13 protein-coding genes are annotated in these 16692 nt (G+C 67.0%); 7 read left to right on the top strand and 6 right to left on the bottom strand.

Translation table 11 applies throughout. The annotated features are described in order from the left end of the window. The first annotated feature begins 3 nt into the window (after positions 1 to 3). Both ACNPP0_RS07030 and ACNPP0_RS07025 read left to right on the top strand, forming a co-directional pair. The gene (locus ACNPP0_RS07030) at positions 4 to 1299 is read left to right on the top strand and encodes a Zn-dependent hydrolase (RefSeq protein WP_448705426.1); all 1296 of its coding nucleotides are present in this window, start codon (positions 4 to 6) and stop codon (positions 1297 to 1299) included. Next, a complete protein-coding gene (locus tag ACNPP0_RS07025; protein WP_448705425.1) occupies positions 1296 to 2795 on the top strand; it encodes an aldehyde dehydrogenase in 1500 nt (499 codons plus the stop codon). Before ACNPP0_RS07030 ends, ACNPP0_RS07025 begins: the two co-directional genes overlap by 4 nt. 44 nt (positions 2796 to 2839) lie before the next feature. Here ACNPP0_RS07025 and ACNPP0_RS07020 read toward each other — a convergent pair whose 3' ends face one another. From ACNPP0_RS07020 to ACNPP0_RS06995, 6 genes are all read right to left on the bottom strand, one after another. After that, positions 2840 to 3592, bottom strand: a complete 753-nt coding sequence (locus tag ACNPP0_RS07020; RefSeq protein ID WP_448705424.1) for a 4'-phosphopantetheinyl transferase family protein — start codon at positions 3590 to 3592, stop codon at positions 2840 to 2842. A 227-nt stretch (positions 3593 to 3819) separates the two neighbouring features. Next, entirely contained in the window at positions 3820 to 4962 is a 1143-nt protein-coding gene (locus ACNPP0_RS07015; RefSeq protein WP_332608253.1) for a zinc-binding metallopeptidase family protein, read from the bottom strand. Then, positions 4959 to 5879 (bottom strand): transglutaminase family protein, encoded by a 921-nt coding sequence (locus ACNPP0_RS07010; protein ID WP_448705423.1) that lies wholly within the window; start codon positions 5877 to 5879, stop codon positions 4959 to 4961. Before ACNPP0_RS07010 ends, ACNPP0_RS07015 begins: the two co-directional genes overlap by 4 nt. A gap of 18 nt (positions 5880 to 5897) precedes the next feature. After that, the gene (locus tag ACNPP0_RS07005) at positions 5898 to 8489 is read right to left on the bottom strand and encodes a circularly permuted type 2 ATP-grasp protein (RefSeq protein WP_448705422.1); all 2592 of its coding nucleotides are present in this window, start codon (positions 8487 to 8489) and stop codon (positions 5898 to 5900) included. A gap of 50 nt (positions 8490 to 8539) precedes the next feature. Further along, a complete protein-coding gene (locus ACNPP0_RS07000; RefSeq protein WP_448705421.1) occupies positions 8540 to 11833 on the bottom strand; it encodes a transglutaminase family protein in 3294 nt (1097 codons plus the stop codon). An 85-nt stretch (positions 11834 to 11918) separates the two neighbouring features. Then, complete coding sequence (locus ACNPP0_RS06995) at positions 11919 to 12728, bottom strand: transglutaminase family protein (RefSeq protein WP_448705419.1); 810 nt, start codon at positions 12726 to 12728, stop codon at positions 11919 to 11921. Positions 12729 to 13273: 545 nt separating this feature from the next. Between ACNPP0_RS06995 and ACNPP0_RS06990 the strand changes: the two genes are divergently transcribed. The 5 genes from ACNPP0_RS06990 to ACNPP0_RS06970 form a co-directional block, all read left to right on the top strand. Beyond that, the gene (locus ACNPP0_RS06990; RefSeq protein WP_448705418.1) at positions 13274 to 13927 is read left to right on the top strand and encodes an isochorismatase family protein; all 654 of its coding nucleotides are present in this window, start codon (positions 13274 to 13276) and stop codon (positions 13925 to 13927) included. 12 nt (positions 13928 to 13939) lie between these two features. Further along, a complete protein-coding gene (locus tag ACNPP0_RS06985; RefSeq protein ID WP_046807071.1) occupies positions 13940 to 14236 on the top strand; it encodes a XapX domain-containing protein in 297 nt (98 codons plus the stop codon). Beyond that, the gene (locus tag ACNPP0_RS06980; RefSeq protein WP_448705417.1) at positions 14229 to 16118 is read left to right on the top strand and encodes an amidohydrolase; all 1890 of its coding nucleotides are present in this window, start codon (positions 14229 to 14231) and stop codon (positions 16116 to 16118) included. The genes ACNPP0_RS06985 and ACNPP0_RS06980 overlap by 8 nt, the downstream gene beginning before the upstream one ends. Further along, positions 16115 to 16525: a DoxX family protein gene (locus tag ACNPP0_RS06975; RefSeq protein ID WP_332608260.1), complete on the top strand. Its 411-nt coding sequence runs from the start codon at positions 16115 to 16117 to the stop codon at positions 16523 to 16525. Before ACNPP0_RS06980 ends, ACNPP0_RS06975 begins: the two co-directional genes overlap by 4 nt. Beyond that, positions 16512 to 16692: MFS transporter (locus tag ACNPP0_RS06970; RefSeq protein ID WP_448705416.1), on the top strand; the 181-nt coding region annotated here is incomplete at its 3' end. The genes ACNPP0_RS06975 and ACNPP0_RS06970, both read left to right, overlap by 14 nt.

The raw sequence follows: 16692 nt of genomic DNA, 5'->3' as shown, positions 1-16692 counted from the left end.
CCCATGACAAGCACGATTTCGATCAACGGACAGCGGCTGTGGCAGTCGCTGATGGACCTGGCGCGGATCGGCGCCACCCCCAAGGGCGGCAACTGCCGGCTGGCGCTGACCGCGCTGGACGGCCAGGGCCGCGACCTGGTCACCGGCTGGATGCGCGAGGCCGGCATGACGCTGCGTGTGGACCAGGTGGGCAACATCTTTGCCCGCCGCGCCGGCCGCAACAATGACCTGCCGCCGGTCATGACCGGCAGCCACATCGACACGCAGCCCACCGGCGGCAAGTTCGACGGCTGCTACGGCGTGCTGGCCGGGCTGGAAGTCATGCGCAGCCTGAACGACCATGGCGTCATCACCGAGGCCCCGCTGGAAGTGGCCATCTGGACCAACGAAGAAGGCTCGCGCTTTCTGCCCGTGATGATGGGCTCCGGCGTGTTCGCCGGAAAATTCCCACTGGAAGTGGCGCTGAATGCGCGCGACCACGACGGCAAGTCCGTGGCCGACGAACTGGCCGCCATCGGCTACGCGGGCGCGGACCCCGTGGGTGGCCGCCCGGTCGGCGCGTACTTCGAGGCGCACATCGAACAAGGCCCCATCCTGGAACATGAAGACAAAGTGGTCGGCGTGGTGACCGGGTCGCTGGGCGTGCGCTGGTACGACGTGGTGATCACCGGCATGGAAATGCACGCCGGCCCCACGCCCATGCCCATCCGCCGCGACGCACTGTACGCGGCCACCTTCCTGTTGCAGGCGGTGATCGGCATCGCCAACGACAACCAGCCGCATGGGCGCGGCACGGTTGGCGAAATCCACGCGCATCCGGGCTCGCGCAATGTCATCCCCGGCCAGGTGCGCTTCACCGTGGACCTGCGCCATGAAGACGAAGCCACGCTGACGCAGATGGACGCGCGCTGGCTGGCCGCCTGCACCGACGTCGCCGAACGCCACGGCGTAACAGTGGACGTGAAGCAGGTGCAGTATTTCCCCCCCACCCCCTTCGACCCGGACCTGGTCGCCAAGGTGCGCGACGGCGCCACGCGCCGTGGCCTGGCCGCCATGGATATCGTCACCGGCGCCGGTCACGACGCCGTCTACATGGCCGGCGTCACGCCCACCGCCATGATCTTCGTGCCCTGCAAGGACGGCGTAAGCCACAACGAAATCGAAGACGCCAAGCCCGCCGACCTGGAAGCGGGCTGCAACGTGCTGCTGGACGCCATGGTCGCGCGCGCCAACGCGCACAGCGATACGGCCCCCGCCTCCCCCACCCCGCACCGCCTTCATTCCGGAGAACCCGCATGAGCCAACACGATCGCGCCTATTGGCATGACCGCGCCGCCACGCTGCGCATCGACGGCCGCGCTTACATCGACGGCGCCTACTGCGACGCCGCCGACGGCGCCACGTTTGCCGCCTCCAGCCCCATCGATGGCCGCCGCCTGGCCGACGTGGCCGCCTGCGGCCAGGCCGACGTGGACCGCGCCGTGGCCGCCGCGCGCCGCGCCTTCGAAGCCGGCGTCTGGAGCCAGCTGGCCCCGCGCCAACGCAAGGAACGCCTGCTGCGCCTGGCCCGCCTCATCGACGAACACACCGAAGAACTGGCGCTGCTGGAAACGCTGGACATGGGCAAGCCCATCCGCGACGCGCTGGCTTTCGACGTGCCGGAAACCGCGCGCTGCTATGCGTGGTACGCCGAAGCCATCGACAAAATCTATGACGAGATCGCCCCGACCGGCCCGGACGCGCTAGCCACCATCACGCGCGAAGCGCTGGGCGTGGTCGCCGCCGTGGTGCCGTGGAACTACCCGCTGATGATGGCCGCCTGGAAGGTCGCGCCCGCGTTGGCGGCGGGCAACAGCGTCATCCTGAAGCCGGCCGAACAGGCCTCGCTGTCGGCCATCCGGCTGGCGGCGCTGGCGGAACAAGCCGGCATTCCCGCCGGCGTCTTCAACGTGGTGCCGGGGCTGGGCGCGGTGGCCGGGCAGGCGCTGGGCCGCCACCCGGACGTGGACTGCGTGGCGTTCACCGGGTCCACCGCCACGGGCAAGCGCTTCATGAGCTATGCGGGCGAATCGAATTTGAAGCGCGTATGGCTGGAATGTGGCGGCAAGTCGCCCCACATCGTGTTTGACGACTGCCCCGACCTGGACCGCGCCGCGCAAGCCGCCGCGCTGGCCATCTTCTCGAACCAGGGCGAGGTGTGCATCGCCGGCTCGCGCCTGTACGTGCAGGACGGCATCTACGACGCCTTCATGGACAAAGTCGCCGCCTTTGCGGCCACCTTGCAGCCGGGCGACCCGCTGGACCCGGCCACCGCCATGGGCGCCATGGTGGACGAACGCCAGATGCAGGGGGTGCTGGCCCGCATCGCCGCCGGCCAGTCCGAAGGCGCCACCTTGCGCATCGGCGGCAAGCAGGCGCGCAGCGACACGGGCGGCTACTACATCGAACCGACCATCTTCGATTGCGCGCACCAGGATTCCGCCTTGGTCCGCGAAGAGATCTTCGGCCCGGTGCTGGCGGCGCAACGTTTCGGCACCGAAGACGAAGCGATTGCGCTGGCCAACGACTCGGTCTATGGACTGGGAGCGGGCTTGTGGACGGCCAACCTGTCGCGCGCGCATCGCTTGTCGCGCCGCCTGCGCGCCGGCCTGGTCTGGGTCAACTGCTACGCCGATGGCGACATCACGGTGCCGTTCGGCGGAGTCAAGCAATCGGGGTCGGGCCGGGACAAGTCCCTGCACGCGCTGGACAAGTATTCGGACTTGAAGACGACCTGGATCAGTCTGACGGTGTGAATGGTGGGTCGGGGCCGGGCTGAGGTCGTCGCGGGCACTCAGCCCTAGGCGCCGGCCCCACGCGCCGCCACGCAGCAGGCTGTCAGCACCCCGTCGGCCACCCAGGCGTAGCGCACGCTTAGCGCCTGCCCGGCCCGCCACTCCGCGTCATCCCAATCGCGGGTCAGGGTCAGCGTCACTTCTGCCCTGCTCGCGCGCATCGCCGTGAGTTCGGCCGCATCGAAATCCTGGAACCTGCGCAGGCGCGGATACAGCGCCTTGTACAGCGCTTCCTTGGCGGAAAACAACAAGGTCAGCGCATGCCCGCGATCCAAGTGCGCCGCCATGCGGGCAAGTTCGCGCTCGGTTGCCACCAGTGGCTGCACGTCCACCACGGTTTGCGGGGCAATCAAGTCCTGCAAGTCCAGCCCCAGCGCCTGGCACCGCGCTGCCGAAGCCACCGCCGCAACCGCCCACGCCCCGCTATGGCTGATGCTGCCCAACCACCCCGCCGGCCACACCGGCAAACGCTGGTCCACCGGCAACACCGGCCCCTGATCCGTCGCCCCCGCCTTCTTCGCCCCCACCCTCTTCGCCCCCGCCCTTTTCGCCCCCGCCTCTTGCAACGCCCGCCACGCACACACCCGACCCGCCACGAACTCGGCGCGCCGCCCGGGGCTCATCGCCAAGGTTGCCTGGCGCCACGCCAAGGCCTCATCGCCCACGGCGGCAAGCAGGTGCTCCGCCGCCTGGGCAACGGGCATGGACGCCATGCACACCCAGTCGGGCAGGCGTAGCGCTTGGTGCAGTCCGGTCACGGAGCGTCATCCACCCCGCCATACAGGGCGGGCAGCAAGATCGGCAAGGCGGCTTCTTTCCGCAAACGGCCATGCGCGGTTTCCACCTGCGCGACCGCGCTGATCTTCGCTTTCATGGAGTCCAGAGCCAGCATGCGGGCCATGTTTTTTGTCGCTTTATTTGCCGCTTCATTTGCCGCTTCATTTTCCGCTTCGTTTGCCTCTTACTCTCCGCGCCCACCGCCCTCTCACCCCGCCGAAGCGCCCTTCACTACCCGGTGCACGAACTGAAGCTTGCCGATCACCTCGGCGGGCAGGACGAAGGGGTAGAAGTCGCGTTGGCCCATGCTGCGGGCCAGCTCGTTCAGGACGCCGGTCAGGGCGACCCAGGCGTTGACCAGGTCCAGGAACGCCTGGCCGTCGGGGTCTTCGGGGTCATACAGGGCTTCTTTGGTGAAGGGCTCGTAGGACTGTTCGACGGCGGTACGCGTCACGCCGAAGCTGATCGCGGTGTCCAGCGTGTCCATCATGTGCAGGTAGTGCGCCCAGGTTTCGGCCCAGTCTTCCCATGGGTGGCACGACGCATAGGTGCTGATGTAGTGCAGTTCCCAATCGGCGGGCGGGCCTTGTTCGTAGTTGCGTTGCAGGGCCTCGCCGTAGTCGGCGCGCTCGTCGCCGAAGACCTGCCGGAACGGTTCCAGCCACGGGCCGGGCGAAATCAGCTGGTCCCAGTAATAGTGGCCAATCTCGTGGCGAAAGTGGCCCAGCAGGGTGCGGTACGGCTCGTGCATGTCTTCACGCACTTTCACCCGGTAGGCGTCGTCGGCCTCGCGGATGTTGATGGTGATAAGCCCTTGCGCGTGGCCGGTCAGCAAGGGGGTGCCATCGTCAACGGGCGCCAGCAGGTCGAACGCCAGGCCGCCGTCGTCAGGGGCCACCGAGCGCCGGATCGGCAGGCCCAGCGTCATGATCTGCGCAATCATCTGGCGCTTGGCGGCCTCAACCTTGAACCACAGCGGGCCGTTTTCCGGTACGGAAAGATCCGGGATGGTGCGGTTCAGGTTACAGGCCAGGCACAGCGTGTCGGGCGACTGCGCGGGCACCAGCCAGTTGCACAGCGCCGGCAGGCTGAAGTTGCCGCAGCGCTTGTACGTTTTGCCGCGCACCTTGCCCGATTCACGCAGGATGCCGCCCGGCGCGTCGTCCAGCGCGATCACGTGGCCGCGCTTCGGGTCAAACCCCAGCTGTCGGTGGCAGTTCAGGCATTCGGTATTGCTGAAGAAAACGGGCTGCCCGCACACGCACTGAAAGGCCTTCGCGCGCGCATGCCGCACGCGCTGGCGTTTCGGGGCGCGCAGTTGGCGGTTGATCGCGTCGAAGAAATAGCTCATGCATCAGTCCCTGTCGGAAACTCGTCTATGGGCGCGACGGTTACGCGCACATTCAATTCATGGCCGCCGCCCCGGATCACGCCGCGCAAGGGCGTGACGTCGCCGTAGTCGCGGCCATGCGCCAGCACCACGTGCGCCGTGCCCGGCACCACGTCGTTGGTGGGGTCCAGGTCGATCCAGCCCCCATTGATGTCCACCCCCGCGCAGTGCACCGACACCCAGGCGTGCGAGGCGTCGGCGCCGATCAGGCGCGGTTTGCCGGGCGGCGGTTGCGACATCAGGTAGCCACTGACATAACGCGCCGGCAAACCCAGCGCGCGCAGGCAGCCGATCATCACATGCGCAAAATCCTGGCATACGCCGATACGTTCCTGGAACGCATCAAGCACCGGCGTGGACACCTGAGTGTGCGCGGGCCGGTAGGTGAAATCCGCGTGGATGCGGTGCATCAGGTCCAGCGCGGCCTCGGCCACCGGGCGGCCCGGGGTGAACGACAGCAAGCCGTATGCCCGAAGCTCGGCATGCATCGGTATATAGGGAGACGCGAAGGTGAATTCGACCTCGGGCGCGTAGGGCAAGGCCGGGTCATAACGCAGGCGCTGGGCGGCGGCCTCCCAGGGCAAACCCAGCGCTGCGTCCAGCGCCTGAAAGCGCGGATGGACCGTAACGCGGCTGGTGGCGCGCACCGTCAGCGCCTCGTGCGGCGCGTACAGCGCGAAGGTGCAGCGCGTGTTGCCAAAGCCATCCACCGCCTCGGTGATGCCGGGCGGCACGGGCGTGACCTCCAGCGCGTAAGCCTCAAGCACCTGCCACGCATCGTTCAAGGGGCGCAGATAGCCCAGATGGTGGGCCAGTTCCACCGGCGAATCGTAGCGATACGCGGTTTCGTGGTCGACGATCAGCGTCACCCCGTTCATGTCGGCATGCCTCGCAAGTTACGCGGTAAGCGTTTGGTCATGGCCGGCCGCATGGCTGAAATACCGCAGGCTGATCTCGTTGGACAAGGCGCTGGCGGCCAGTTCCAGTTGCGTGCACAACGTCAGCACGCCCGCGTACAGGCCCTGGGTCTGTTGGCATAAATCCGCCAACGACACGCCCACGCCTTCCGCCGGCAGCAGGTTCACCAGATCCCTGCCCGGCCCCGCCACGGTATCGGGCAGCCGCGCCAGCTCTTTGCGCAACACGCTCAGCACACAGGTCAGCGAACGCGGGTTGGCGGGCTCTTGCACCAGCAGGTTCAGCAACGCGGGCACTTCCTGGCGGCCAGGGTAATAGGCGCGATATGTGATCTTGCTGTCGAACAGGTCCAGCAGCATGTTCAAGCCGCTATCGCCCAGCACCGCGTTGCGGCGGAACAGTTCGCCCAGCAAACCGGCCATGGCGGCCAGGCGTTCGATCTGCCGGCCGATGGTCAACAGGCGCCAGCCGTCGTCGCGCGTCATGCGGTCGGTTTGCGAACCCGTGATTGCCGACAGCTGCATGCCCAGGTTGCGCAAGCCGCGCAGCACGTCCGGCGCGGAAACGGGCGCGGACACCGCCGCGGCGGTATCGCGCCCCTTGCCCGCCGACGCCATGCGCATGAACCATTCATGCGCCGTCACCACCAGCCGCCAATGCTCGGGCGAAAGGCGGTCACGGATCTGGCCGGCGGCAAAGGCCAGCGCCCCAAGGTTGCGCGCCACGCCGCCCTGCGCGTCGTCGCTGACCAGATGGGCCACCAGCGTGGATTCAAACATGCGCGCCGACAAGGTGGGCGCGGCGGGCACCAGCCCGCTGCGACGGCACAGCGTGTCGACGGCGGCGAACAGTTCGCCGGCATTGTCTTCATCGCTGTTCAGCCAGGTCAGCGCCACCGTGGCCAGGCGCACATCGTTTTCCGCGCGTTCGGTGTAGCGGCCCATCCAGAACAGGTTTTCGGCGGCGCGGCTGGACACGGGGCGATGCGCGGGGGCAATGTCCTCCAGCCGCAATTGCACGGGCAGCATCGAGAACATATCGACCGCGCCGCGCGTGGTGACCCAGGTGTCCATGCTGCTGCCGCCGCGCTGCATCGACACAATCTGCTGTTCGCGGCTGGCGATGCGCGTCAGGCCGCCCGGCAGCACGTTCCAACCGCCCTCGCCATCGGCGATGACGAACACGCGCAGCATCGCCGCGCGCGGCACGATGTGGCCCGCGCTCCAGCTGGGCGCCTGTGACAGCGGCAGATATTCTTGAACGGTATAGGCGTCGGGGTTGTCGGCGATGCGCGCATGCAGCGCGGCGGTGTCGGACGGCGGCACGGCGCCGCCGATGACGGGTTCGAAGCCCCCCCGCATATTGCTGGGGTAGGTGGATTTGATGACCATGCCCGGCAGATTCGCCAACGCCTGTTCGCGCGCGGCGGCCTCGCCGCACCACCACGAAGGCAACGACGGCAACAGCAGATCGGCATCGAACAGGCGGCGGCTGATGGCGGGCAAAAAGCCGTTGATCGCGGGCGACTCCAGAAAGCTCGCGCCCAGCGAATTGGCCACCAGCACATTGCCCGCGCGCATCACCTGCAACAGCCCCGGCACGCCCAGCGTGGAATCCGACCGCAGCTCAAGCGGGTCGCAAAAATCGTCGTCCAGGCGGCGCAGCACCGCGTGCACGCGTTCCAGCCCGTGCAGCGTTTTCAGGTAAAGCATCTTGTCGCGCACGACCAGGTCGCCGCCTTCGACCAGCGTCACGCCCAGATAGCGCGCCAGGTACGTCTGTTCGAAATAGGTTTCGTTGTACGGCCCCGGGGTCAGCAGCACGATGCGCGGCGGCGTATGCGCCGGCAGCCCGCCCGGGCTCAGCTTGTACAGCATGTCCATCAGCCGCCGGTAGCTGGTGGCCAGATGCTGCACGCGCAACTGCTTGAACGCCTCGGGGAACATGCCCGAAATGGTCAGCCGGTTTTCCAGCAGATACCCCAACCCGGATGGCGCCTGTGTGCGTTGCGACACCACCCACCAGCCGCCATCGGCGGCGCGCGCCAGATCGAACGCCGCGATGTGCAGGTAGGTGCCGCCTGGCGGCTGGTAGCCGCGCAAGGGCCGCAGATAACCCGGATGGCCGAACACCAGCGCGGGCGGTATCAGCTTGTCGGCCAGCAGGGTTTGCGGGCCGTAGACGTCGGCAAGCACGCGGTTCAACAGGCCGGCGCGTTGGCATACCCCCTGTTCGATGGCCGCCCAGTCGGTGTCGTTGATGACAAAGGGCAAAAGGTCCAGCGACCACGGCCGCGCCGACCCATTGGCTTCGGCGTAGATGTTGTAGGTGATGCCGTTTTCGCGGATTTGCCGCGCCACCACGTCCACGCGCCGGTCCAGGTCGGCAAAGCCGCTGGTGCCCAGAAGCTCGAAGAATTGGGGCCACGGTTCGCGCAGCCGCGTCGCGCCCGACGCATCGGGCGGCGCGCGCAGTTCGTCATAGTGCCCAGGCCGCGCGGGCAGCGCCGCATGAACCGCCAGGGATGCGACATCCTGCGACGGATCGGTCTGAAAAAGAAATTGCGGCATGGGGCTTCAAAAGGCGACGGGGGCGCCGGGGTTCAAATTCCAACAAGGGGTCAATCGTGCCTTAAATCCAGCGAGAACGGAAATTCACGGCCCACTTGCGCCGGCGCCACGTCCATGCGGCCCGGCGTGTGCCCGATTTTCTCGAAACGGGCCAGGCGCCGGCTCTCGGCCTCGTAGGAATTGACCGGGAACGATTCCGGATTCAGCCCGCCCGGATGCGCGACATGGTATTTGCAGCCCCCTAATGAGCGTTGATTCCAGGTATCGACAATATCCACCGTCAAAGGCACATGCACCGGTATCGTCGGATGCAGCGCCGACGGCGGCGACCATGCCTTGTAGCGCACGCCCGCCACGTACTCGCCTACCCGGCCGGTCGGCTGCAAGGGCAGCGCGCGGCCATTGACCGTGACAACATAGCGGTTGTCGTTCAAGCCCGATACCCGGATTTCCACCCGTTCCAACGACGAATCCACGTAGCGCACCGTGCCCGCGGACGAGCCCTCTTCGCCCATCACGTGCCAGGGTTCCAGCGCGCCGCGCAGTTCCAGGTGGATGCCGCGCGCCGCCACGTCGCCGAACAGCGGAAAGCGGAACTCGAAATGCGGCGCGAACCATGCGGCGTCAAAGCCGTACCCCGCCTCGTTCAGATCGGACAGCACGTCCTCGAAGTCCATTTTCACAAAGGTAGGCAGCAGGAAGCGGTCATGCAGCTCGGTGCCCCAGCGTGTCAGGCGCGCGGTATAGGGCGATTTCCAGAAATGGGCCACCAGGCCGCGCCGCAGCAGCTGCTGCGCCAGGCTCATGCGCGCATGCGGCGGCATTTCAAAGGCGCGCAGTTCCAGCAAACCCAGCCGGCCGGTGGCGCTGTCGGGCGAATACAGCTTGTCGATGCAGAATTCCGAGCGGTGCGTGTTGCCCGTCACGTCGACCAGGATGTTGCGCAGCGCGCGGTCGATCATCCAGGGCGGCACCTGTTCGCCCTGTTCGGCGCAGCGCCGGTGGATTTCCTGAAATGCCAGTTCAAGCTCGTAGACCTGATCGTTGCGCGCCTCGTCGATGCGGGGCGCCTGGCTGGTGGGGCCGATGAACAGCCCGGAAAACAGGTACGACAACGACGGATGATTGACCCAGTACGCCAACAGGCTGGCCAGCACGTCGGGGCGGCGCAGGAACGGGCTGTCGGCCGGCGTGGCGCCGCCCAGCACGAAGTGGTTGCCGCCGCCGGTGCCGGTGTGGCGCCCGTCGGCCATGAATTTTTCGGTGGACAGCCGCGTCTCGAAGGCGGTTTCGTACAGGAATTCGGTGTGGTCCACCAGTTCGGCCCAATTGGCGGCCGGGTGGATGTTGACCTCGATGACGCCGGGGTCCGGCGTAACCGCCAGCACCTTCAAGCGGGGATCGCGCGGCGGCGGGTAGCCTTCCAGCACAATGTTCACGCCCAGATCGCGCGCCGTGCCCTCCACCTGCGCCACCAGCGCCAGATAGTCTTCCAGGCGCGGCAAGGGCGGCATGAACACATACAGGATGCCGCTGCGCGTTTCCACGCACATGGCGGTGCGGGTCAGGTTGGCGGCGGATTCGAACTTGGCGGGCGGGTGCGCGCCCGGTGCCGCGGACGCGCCATTACGCTGACTCTGCGCCACCAACTGCGTCGGCCCCGGCAGCGAACGGCGGGTATCGAAGGGGTCGCGTTCCGTGACCACCGGTGCATCGGCCTCGGCCGCCCAGGGCAGCGAGTCCAGCGGCAGGCGCAAGCCCATCGGCGAATCGCCGGGAAACAGGTACATGCGTTCGTCGCGCAGGAACCAGGGGCCGGACACCCACGGCCCGCCCTCGCCCGCCTGGATCGGCAGCGCATAGCCGACGATGCTGTCCAGCTTCTGCTCGAACACGCGGCGCAGGCGCGCGCGTTCCATTTCATCGTCCAACCGGGAATCGAACGGGTCCACGTTGGCCGGCAGCCGCCGTTCGCGCCACAGGTAGTAGAAGACGTCCTCGTAGCCCGGCACGACGTGGCGTGCGTCCACTTCCAGCCGCTCGCACAGCCGCGTGACGAAGCGCTTGGCGTCCGCCACCGTGTACGCGCTGCGCTGGCGCTCGTCGGCGAACAGCGTCGGGTCGTCCCAGCATGCTTGCCCATCGGCGCGCCAATAGATCGACAGCGCCCAGCGCGGCAATTGTTCGCCCGGATACCACTTGCCCTGCCCCAGGTGCACAAAGCCGTTGCCGCCGTAGCGCGTGCGCAAGCGGTTCAAGAGTTCCAGCGCATAGCCGCGCTTGGTGGGGCCGAGCGCGGCGGTGTTCCATTCCGCGCCCTCGCGGTCGGACACCGAGACGAAGGTGGGCTCGCCCCCCATCGTCAGGCGCACGTCCATCTGGTCCAGCCGGTCGTCGATCTTGTCGCCCAGGTCCAGGATGGCGCGCCATTGCTCGTCGCTATATGGCTTGGTGACGCGCGGCGATTCGAACACGCGCGTGACGGACATGGTGTGCGTGAATTCCACCTCGGCCTCGTCGACCGCGCCCGTCACGGGAGCGGCGCTGCCGGGTTCGGGCGTGGCGGCCAGCGGAATGTGGCCTTCGCCGGCCAGCAGCCCGGAGGTAGGATCCAGCCCGATCCAGCCGGCGCCCGGCAGATAGACTTCGCACCACGCATGCAGATCCGTGAAGTCGGTCTGCGCGCCGCTGGGGCCGTCCAGCGCGCGCACGTCCGGCTTGAGCTGGATCAGGTAGCCCGACACGAAACGCGCCGCCAGCCCCAGGTGGCGCAGCGCCTGCACCAGCAGCCAGCCCGAATCGCGGCACGATCCCGCCGCCCGCGCCAGCGTTTCCTCGGGCGTCTGCACGCCGGGTTCCATGCGGATCAGGTAGCTGATTTCCTTGTGCACCTGCTGGTTCAGCGCCACCAGGAAGTCCACCGTGCGTTGCCGCCGCACATCGACTCGCGACAGGAATTCCGCGAATCGGGGCGTGGCCTCGTCGCGGATCAGGTACGGCGCCAGTTCGCGCGCCAGCCCATCGTCGTAGGTGAAGGGAAATTCCTCGGCGTCGGGTTCCAGAAAGAAATCAAAGGGGTTGTAGACCGCCATTTCGGCAACCAGGTCCACAGTGATCTTGAATTCGCGCGTCTTGTTCGGAAAATTCAGCCGCGCCAGGTAGTTGGCGAACGGGTCCTGCTGCCAGTTCAGGAAGTGCTCGGCGGGCTCCACCGTCAGCGAGTACGACAGGATGGGCGTGCGGCTATGCGGGGCGGGTCGCAGGCGCAGCACCTGGGCGGAAAGGCTGACCAGACGGTCATAGTTGTATTGCGTGACGTGCTTGAGCGCTACGTGGATCGTCAAAGCCTTCTCCGGGTCGGCGGTGGCCGTCTTGCATTATGGGGGCGCGGGTGGCAAACGCGGGGTAGCAAATGGAAAATTGAAAGAATCAGTGGCTTGACTGCACCTGCACCTGCACCTGTACCGATACGTCCATCGACAGCGTAGCCGCCGTGCCGTGCAACCAGCGCACGGGCGAGGCAGATTCGTAATCGCGCCCAACCGCCAGGCGGCAATGGCCGTCGGAGGCAAACGCCGCGTGGCTGACGTCCACGCTGACCCAGCCGTGCCCGGCCAGCCAGACATCGGCCCAGCCATGGCTGGCGGCGTCATCGCCGGCTTCGTGCCAATAGCCGCTGACAAAGCGGCCCGGCGTGCCCATGGCGCGCACGCAGGCCAACAGCAGATGGGTCTGGTCCTGGCTGCCGCCGCGCCGCGCCGCCAGCACCTGCGGGGCCGTCATGGCAGGGCCGCCCAGCCCGGGCTGAACCGCCACGTGTTCGCGGATGGCGGCGCTAAGCATCAGCACGTCGTCGGCGCTGTGCACGCCGCGCGGCACCACGCGCCGGCAGAACGCGCGGATGGAATCGTCGCATTGGGTCAGCGCGGTGGGCACGCCGTAGATGTAGACCGGCAGACGTTCGTCTTCATCGCCCACGCGGCCCTGCGCCAGCGGATGGATGTCAACCTGCCCCACCGCATGAATCTCGATTTCGCTATGGGTGCGGTGCAGCGTCAACGTGTGCGTGACGTTGCCGTACGCATCCACCTGCGGCTGGATTTCGCCGGGCGTCTGGATCTGCCATCGCAAGGCATGTTGGTGGTCGTCGCGCCGGGGCGTCAGCCGCAGCGTCTGGATGGTGTAGTTGACCGGGGCGGCATAGCGATAGCGGGTCACGTGCTTGATGAGATGCTTCATGAAAATCTCCACACTGCGGTCACGCTGGTCTCGTCCGGGCGGCGCACCCTGCCCGTATGCTGTTTACCGGCGGGGCACGACGGTCGATCGTAGCAACAAGCCAATGAAATAAATCAGCAATACGCAAGCGATGAACAGGCCATGCGCAAGCCATGAAAAAGCCATAACCATGCAATGACCAAGCAACATGTGTGCCAGCGGAACAGCCGCGTTGCGCGCGCCCGGGCAACGGGATGACGCCCGTGAAATCCTGCCCGCAGCCGGCCACGGCGCACGCAATGACGCGCGGCCATGCCCGATATCCGGCACCGGGCACCAAACCAGTGCGATGCCGGCTGCGACCCCGCGCGTCTTTTTTACAAGCCATTGCAAAATTGTTCCGCGCACAACAAGGCACTGGTACCGGAGCGCCAAGGCATGGGGACGCCGGAACGCAGGGGCGTGGGCAGTCACAATCTTCAAAGCGCCGGACAATCGTTCAATACATCGCCACATGACGCAGGCACATTGCGGGGGTTTCCAAACGGCATCCAAGGAGCCACACCATGTCCGTTACCGCCTTCGCCAAACCCGGCGCCAAGCTGTTGTCCCCGCAGGACCACACGCTGATCATGATCGACTTCCAGTCGCAAATGGCATTTGCCACCCATTCCATCGACGCCGTCACGCTGCGCAACAACGCTGCGCTGGTGGCGCACGCCGCCGCCGGTTTCAGTGCGTCCACCATCCTGACCACCGTTGCCGAAAAGAGCTTTTCGGGCCCGATGTTCGACGAAGTCACCGCGCCGTTCCCCGGCCAGGCCCTGCTGGACCGCACGTCCATGAACACCTGGGAAGACGCCGCCGTCATCAAACAGGTCAACGAAATCGGCAAGAAGCGCATCGTGCTGGCCGGCTTGTGGACCAGCGTGTGCATCGTCGGCCCGGCCCTGTCGGCGCTGGACCAGGGCTTTGAAGTCTATGTGATCACCGACGCCTGCGGCGACGTGTCCGTGGAAGCGCACAACCGCGCCATCGAACGCATCGTGCAAGCCGGCGGCCAGCCGATCACCGCGTTGCAATACCTGCTGGAAATGCAGCGTGACTGGGCCCGCACCGACAGCTACGAAATGACCACCGGCATCGCCAAGAAGTTTGGCGGCGCCTATGGCCTGGGCATCCTCTACGCCAAGTCCATGTTCAACGCGCACGAAGCCTGATAGGAGCCGCCCATGAAGGTCTACCTTGTTTCGCTGGCGCTTGGCCTTTTGGTCGGCGTGATCTACGCGCTGTTCAACGTGCGCTCGCCCGCGCCACCGGTCATTGCATTGGTAGGCCTTCTGGGCATTCTGGCGGGCGAACAGATTCCCCCGCTGGTCAAGCGCATGATGGCCGAACCGGCCACGCGCACGTCCTGGCTGCACGAGCAGGTCAAGCCGCATATGTTCGGCGAACTGCCCAGCTGCCCCAAGGCGTCCGCCCCCTCTGAAACAACCGCCGATGCATGTGGAGACAAGCGCCATGGTTGACACCCAAGCCCCCGACCTGATCCTGCACCAGGGTCGCTTCACCACGCTGGACCCCGCCAACCCCGTGGCCGACGCCGTCGCCATCCGCGAAGGCCGCTTCACGCGCGTGGGCGCCGCCGCCGACATCCTGCCGCTGGCCGGCCCCGCAACCCGGGTGATCGCGCTGAACGGACGCGGCGTGCTGCCGGGCCTGATCGACAACCACCTGCACATCATCCGCGGTGGCCTGAACTACAACATGGAATTGCGCTGGGACGGCGTACGCAGCCTGTCCGACGCCATGGCCATGCTGCGCCGCCAGGTCGCCATTACCCCCGCCCCGCAGTGGGTGCGCGTGGTGGGCGGCTTCACCGAGCACCAGTTCGCCGAAAAGCGCTTGCCCACCATCGAGGAACTGAACGCCGTGGCGCCCGATACGCCCGTGTTCATCCTGCATCTGTACGACCGCGCGCTGCTGAACGCCGCTGCCTTGCGCGCGGTGGGCTACGACAAGACCACGCCCGCCCCGCCGGGCGGCGAAATCGTGCGCGATGCCGCCGGCAACCCCACCGGCCTGCTGTTGGCCAAGCCCAACGCGTCGATCCTGTACGCCACCTTGGCCAAGGGCCCCAAGCTGCCGCTGGAATACCAGGTCAACTCCACCCGCCACTTCATGCGCGAACTGAACCGCCTGGGCGTCACCGGCGCCATCGACGCGGGCGGCGGTTTTCAGAACTACCCCGAGGACTACCAGGTCATCCAGCAACTGGCCGACGCCAACCAGCTGACGATCCGCCTGGCCTACAACCTGTTCACGCAAAAGCCCAAGCAGGAAAAAGAAGACTTCCTGAACTGGACGGCCACGTCGCAATACAAGCAAGGCACCGACTACTTCCGCCACAACGGCGCGGGCGAAATGCTGGTGTTCTCGGCCGCCGACTTCGAAGACTTCCGCCAGCCGCGCCCCGAGATGGGGCCCGAGATGGAAGGCGAATTGGAAGAAGTGGTGCGCATCCTGGCGCAGAACCGCTGGCCGTGGCGCATGCACGCCACCTATGACGAAACCATCAGCCGATCGCTGGACGTGTTTGAACGCGTCAACCGCGACGTGCCGCTGGCCGGGCTGAACTGGTTCTTTGACCACGCGGAAACCATTTCCGAAAAGTCCATCGACCGCATCGCGGCGCTGGGCGGCGGCGTGGCCGTGCAGCATCGCATGGCCTACCAGGGCGAGTACTTTGTTGAACGCTACGGCGCCGGCGCGGCCGAGGCCACCCCGCCCGTCAAGCGCATGCTGGAGAAAGGCGTCAACGTGTCGGCCGGCACGGACGCCACGCGCGTCGCGTCCTACAACCCGTGGGTGTCGCTGTCCTGGCTGATCACCGGCAAGACCGTGGGCGGCATGCGCCTGACGCCGCAACGCAACTGCCTGGACCGCGACGCCGCGCTGCGCATGTGGACGGAGAACGTCACCTGGTTCTCGAACGAACAAGGCAAGAAAGGCCGCATCGCCGTGGGCCAATTGGCCGATCTGGTGGTGCCCGACCGCGACTTCTTCGCGTGCCCGGAATCCGATATCGCCGACACCAGCAGCCTGCTTACCGTGGTGGGCGGCAAGGTGGTGTGGGGCGCGGGCGAATTCTCGGCCCATGACGACGCGGCGCCCCCGCCCGCCATGCCCGACTGGTCGCCCACGCGTCTGTTCGGCGGCTACGGCGCCTGGGCAGACACCGAAGGCAAGCCCTTGCAGACCTCGCTGCGCGAAGCGGCCGCCGGCTGCGCCTGCGCGAACGACTGCAATGTGCACGGCCACCAGCATGCGGGCGCCTGGGCCAGCAAGCTGCCCGTGTCGGACCTGAAAGGCTTCTGGGGCGCGCTGGGTTGCGCGTGCTGGGCGGTATGACCGTGCCCCGTCCGCTGACCTCGAAGGCGGTGCGCTGGCTGGCCCTGCTGGCGCTTTGCGGCGCCTATATCCAGGGCGGCCTGGTCAAGCTGCTGGACTTTGCGGGCGCGCAGGCCGAGATGGCGCATTTTGGCCTGCAACCCGCCGCGCCGGCCGCCGTCGCCGTTATCGTGCTGGAACTGGGCGCCAGCGCCCTGATCCTGTCCGGGCGGCTGCGCTGGCTGGGCGCGCTGGCGCTGGCGCTGTTCACCGCCGTGGCGGCGCTGATGGCCAACCGCTACTGGGAAGCCCCCGCCGACGCGCGCTTCATGACAATGAACGCGTTCTATGAACACTTGGGGCTGGCCGGGGCATTCGTCCTGGTCGCCTGGCATGACCTGACGGAGCGCCTGCATGGCCGGACCTGACCGCATCACCCCGCCCGCCGCCGCCGTGGGCGGCATGGCGCCCTTGAAGCACACGCTGTTCGCCGTGCTGTGGGGCGCCACCATCCTGGGCAACATCGGCAGCTTCATGCGCGACGTGGCCAGCGCCTGGCTGGTCACCGACCTGTCCACCAACCCCGCCCCCGTCG

The sequence above is a fragment of the Achromobacter semiaridum genome (assembly GCF_053543755.1).
This window is presented reverse-complemented; position numbering and strand designations above follow the sequence as displayed.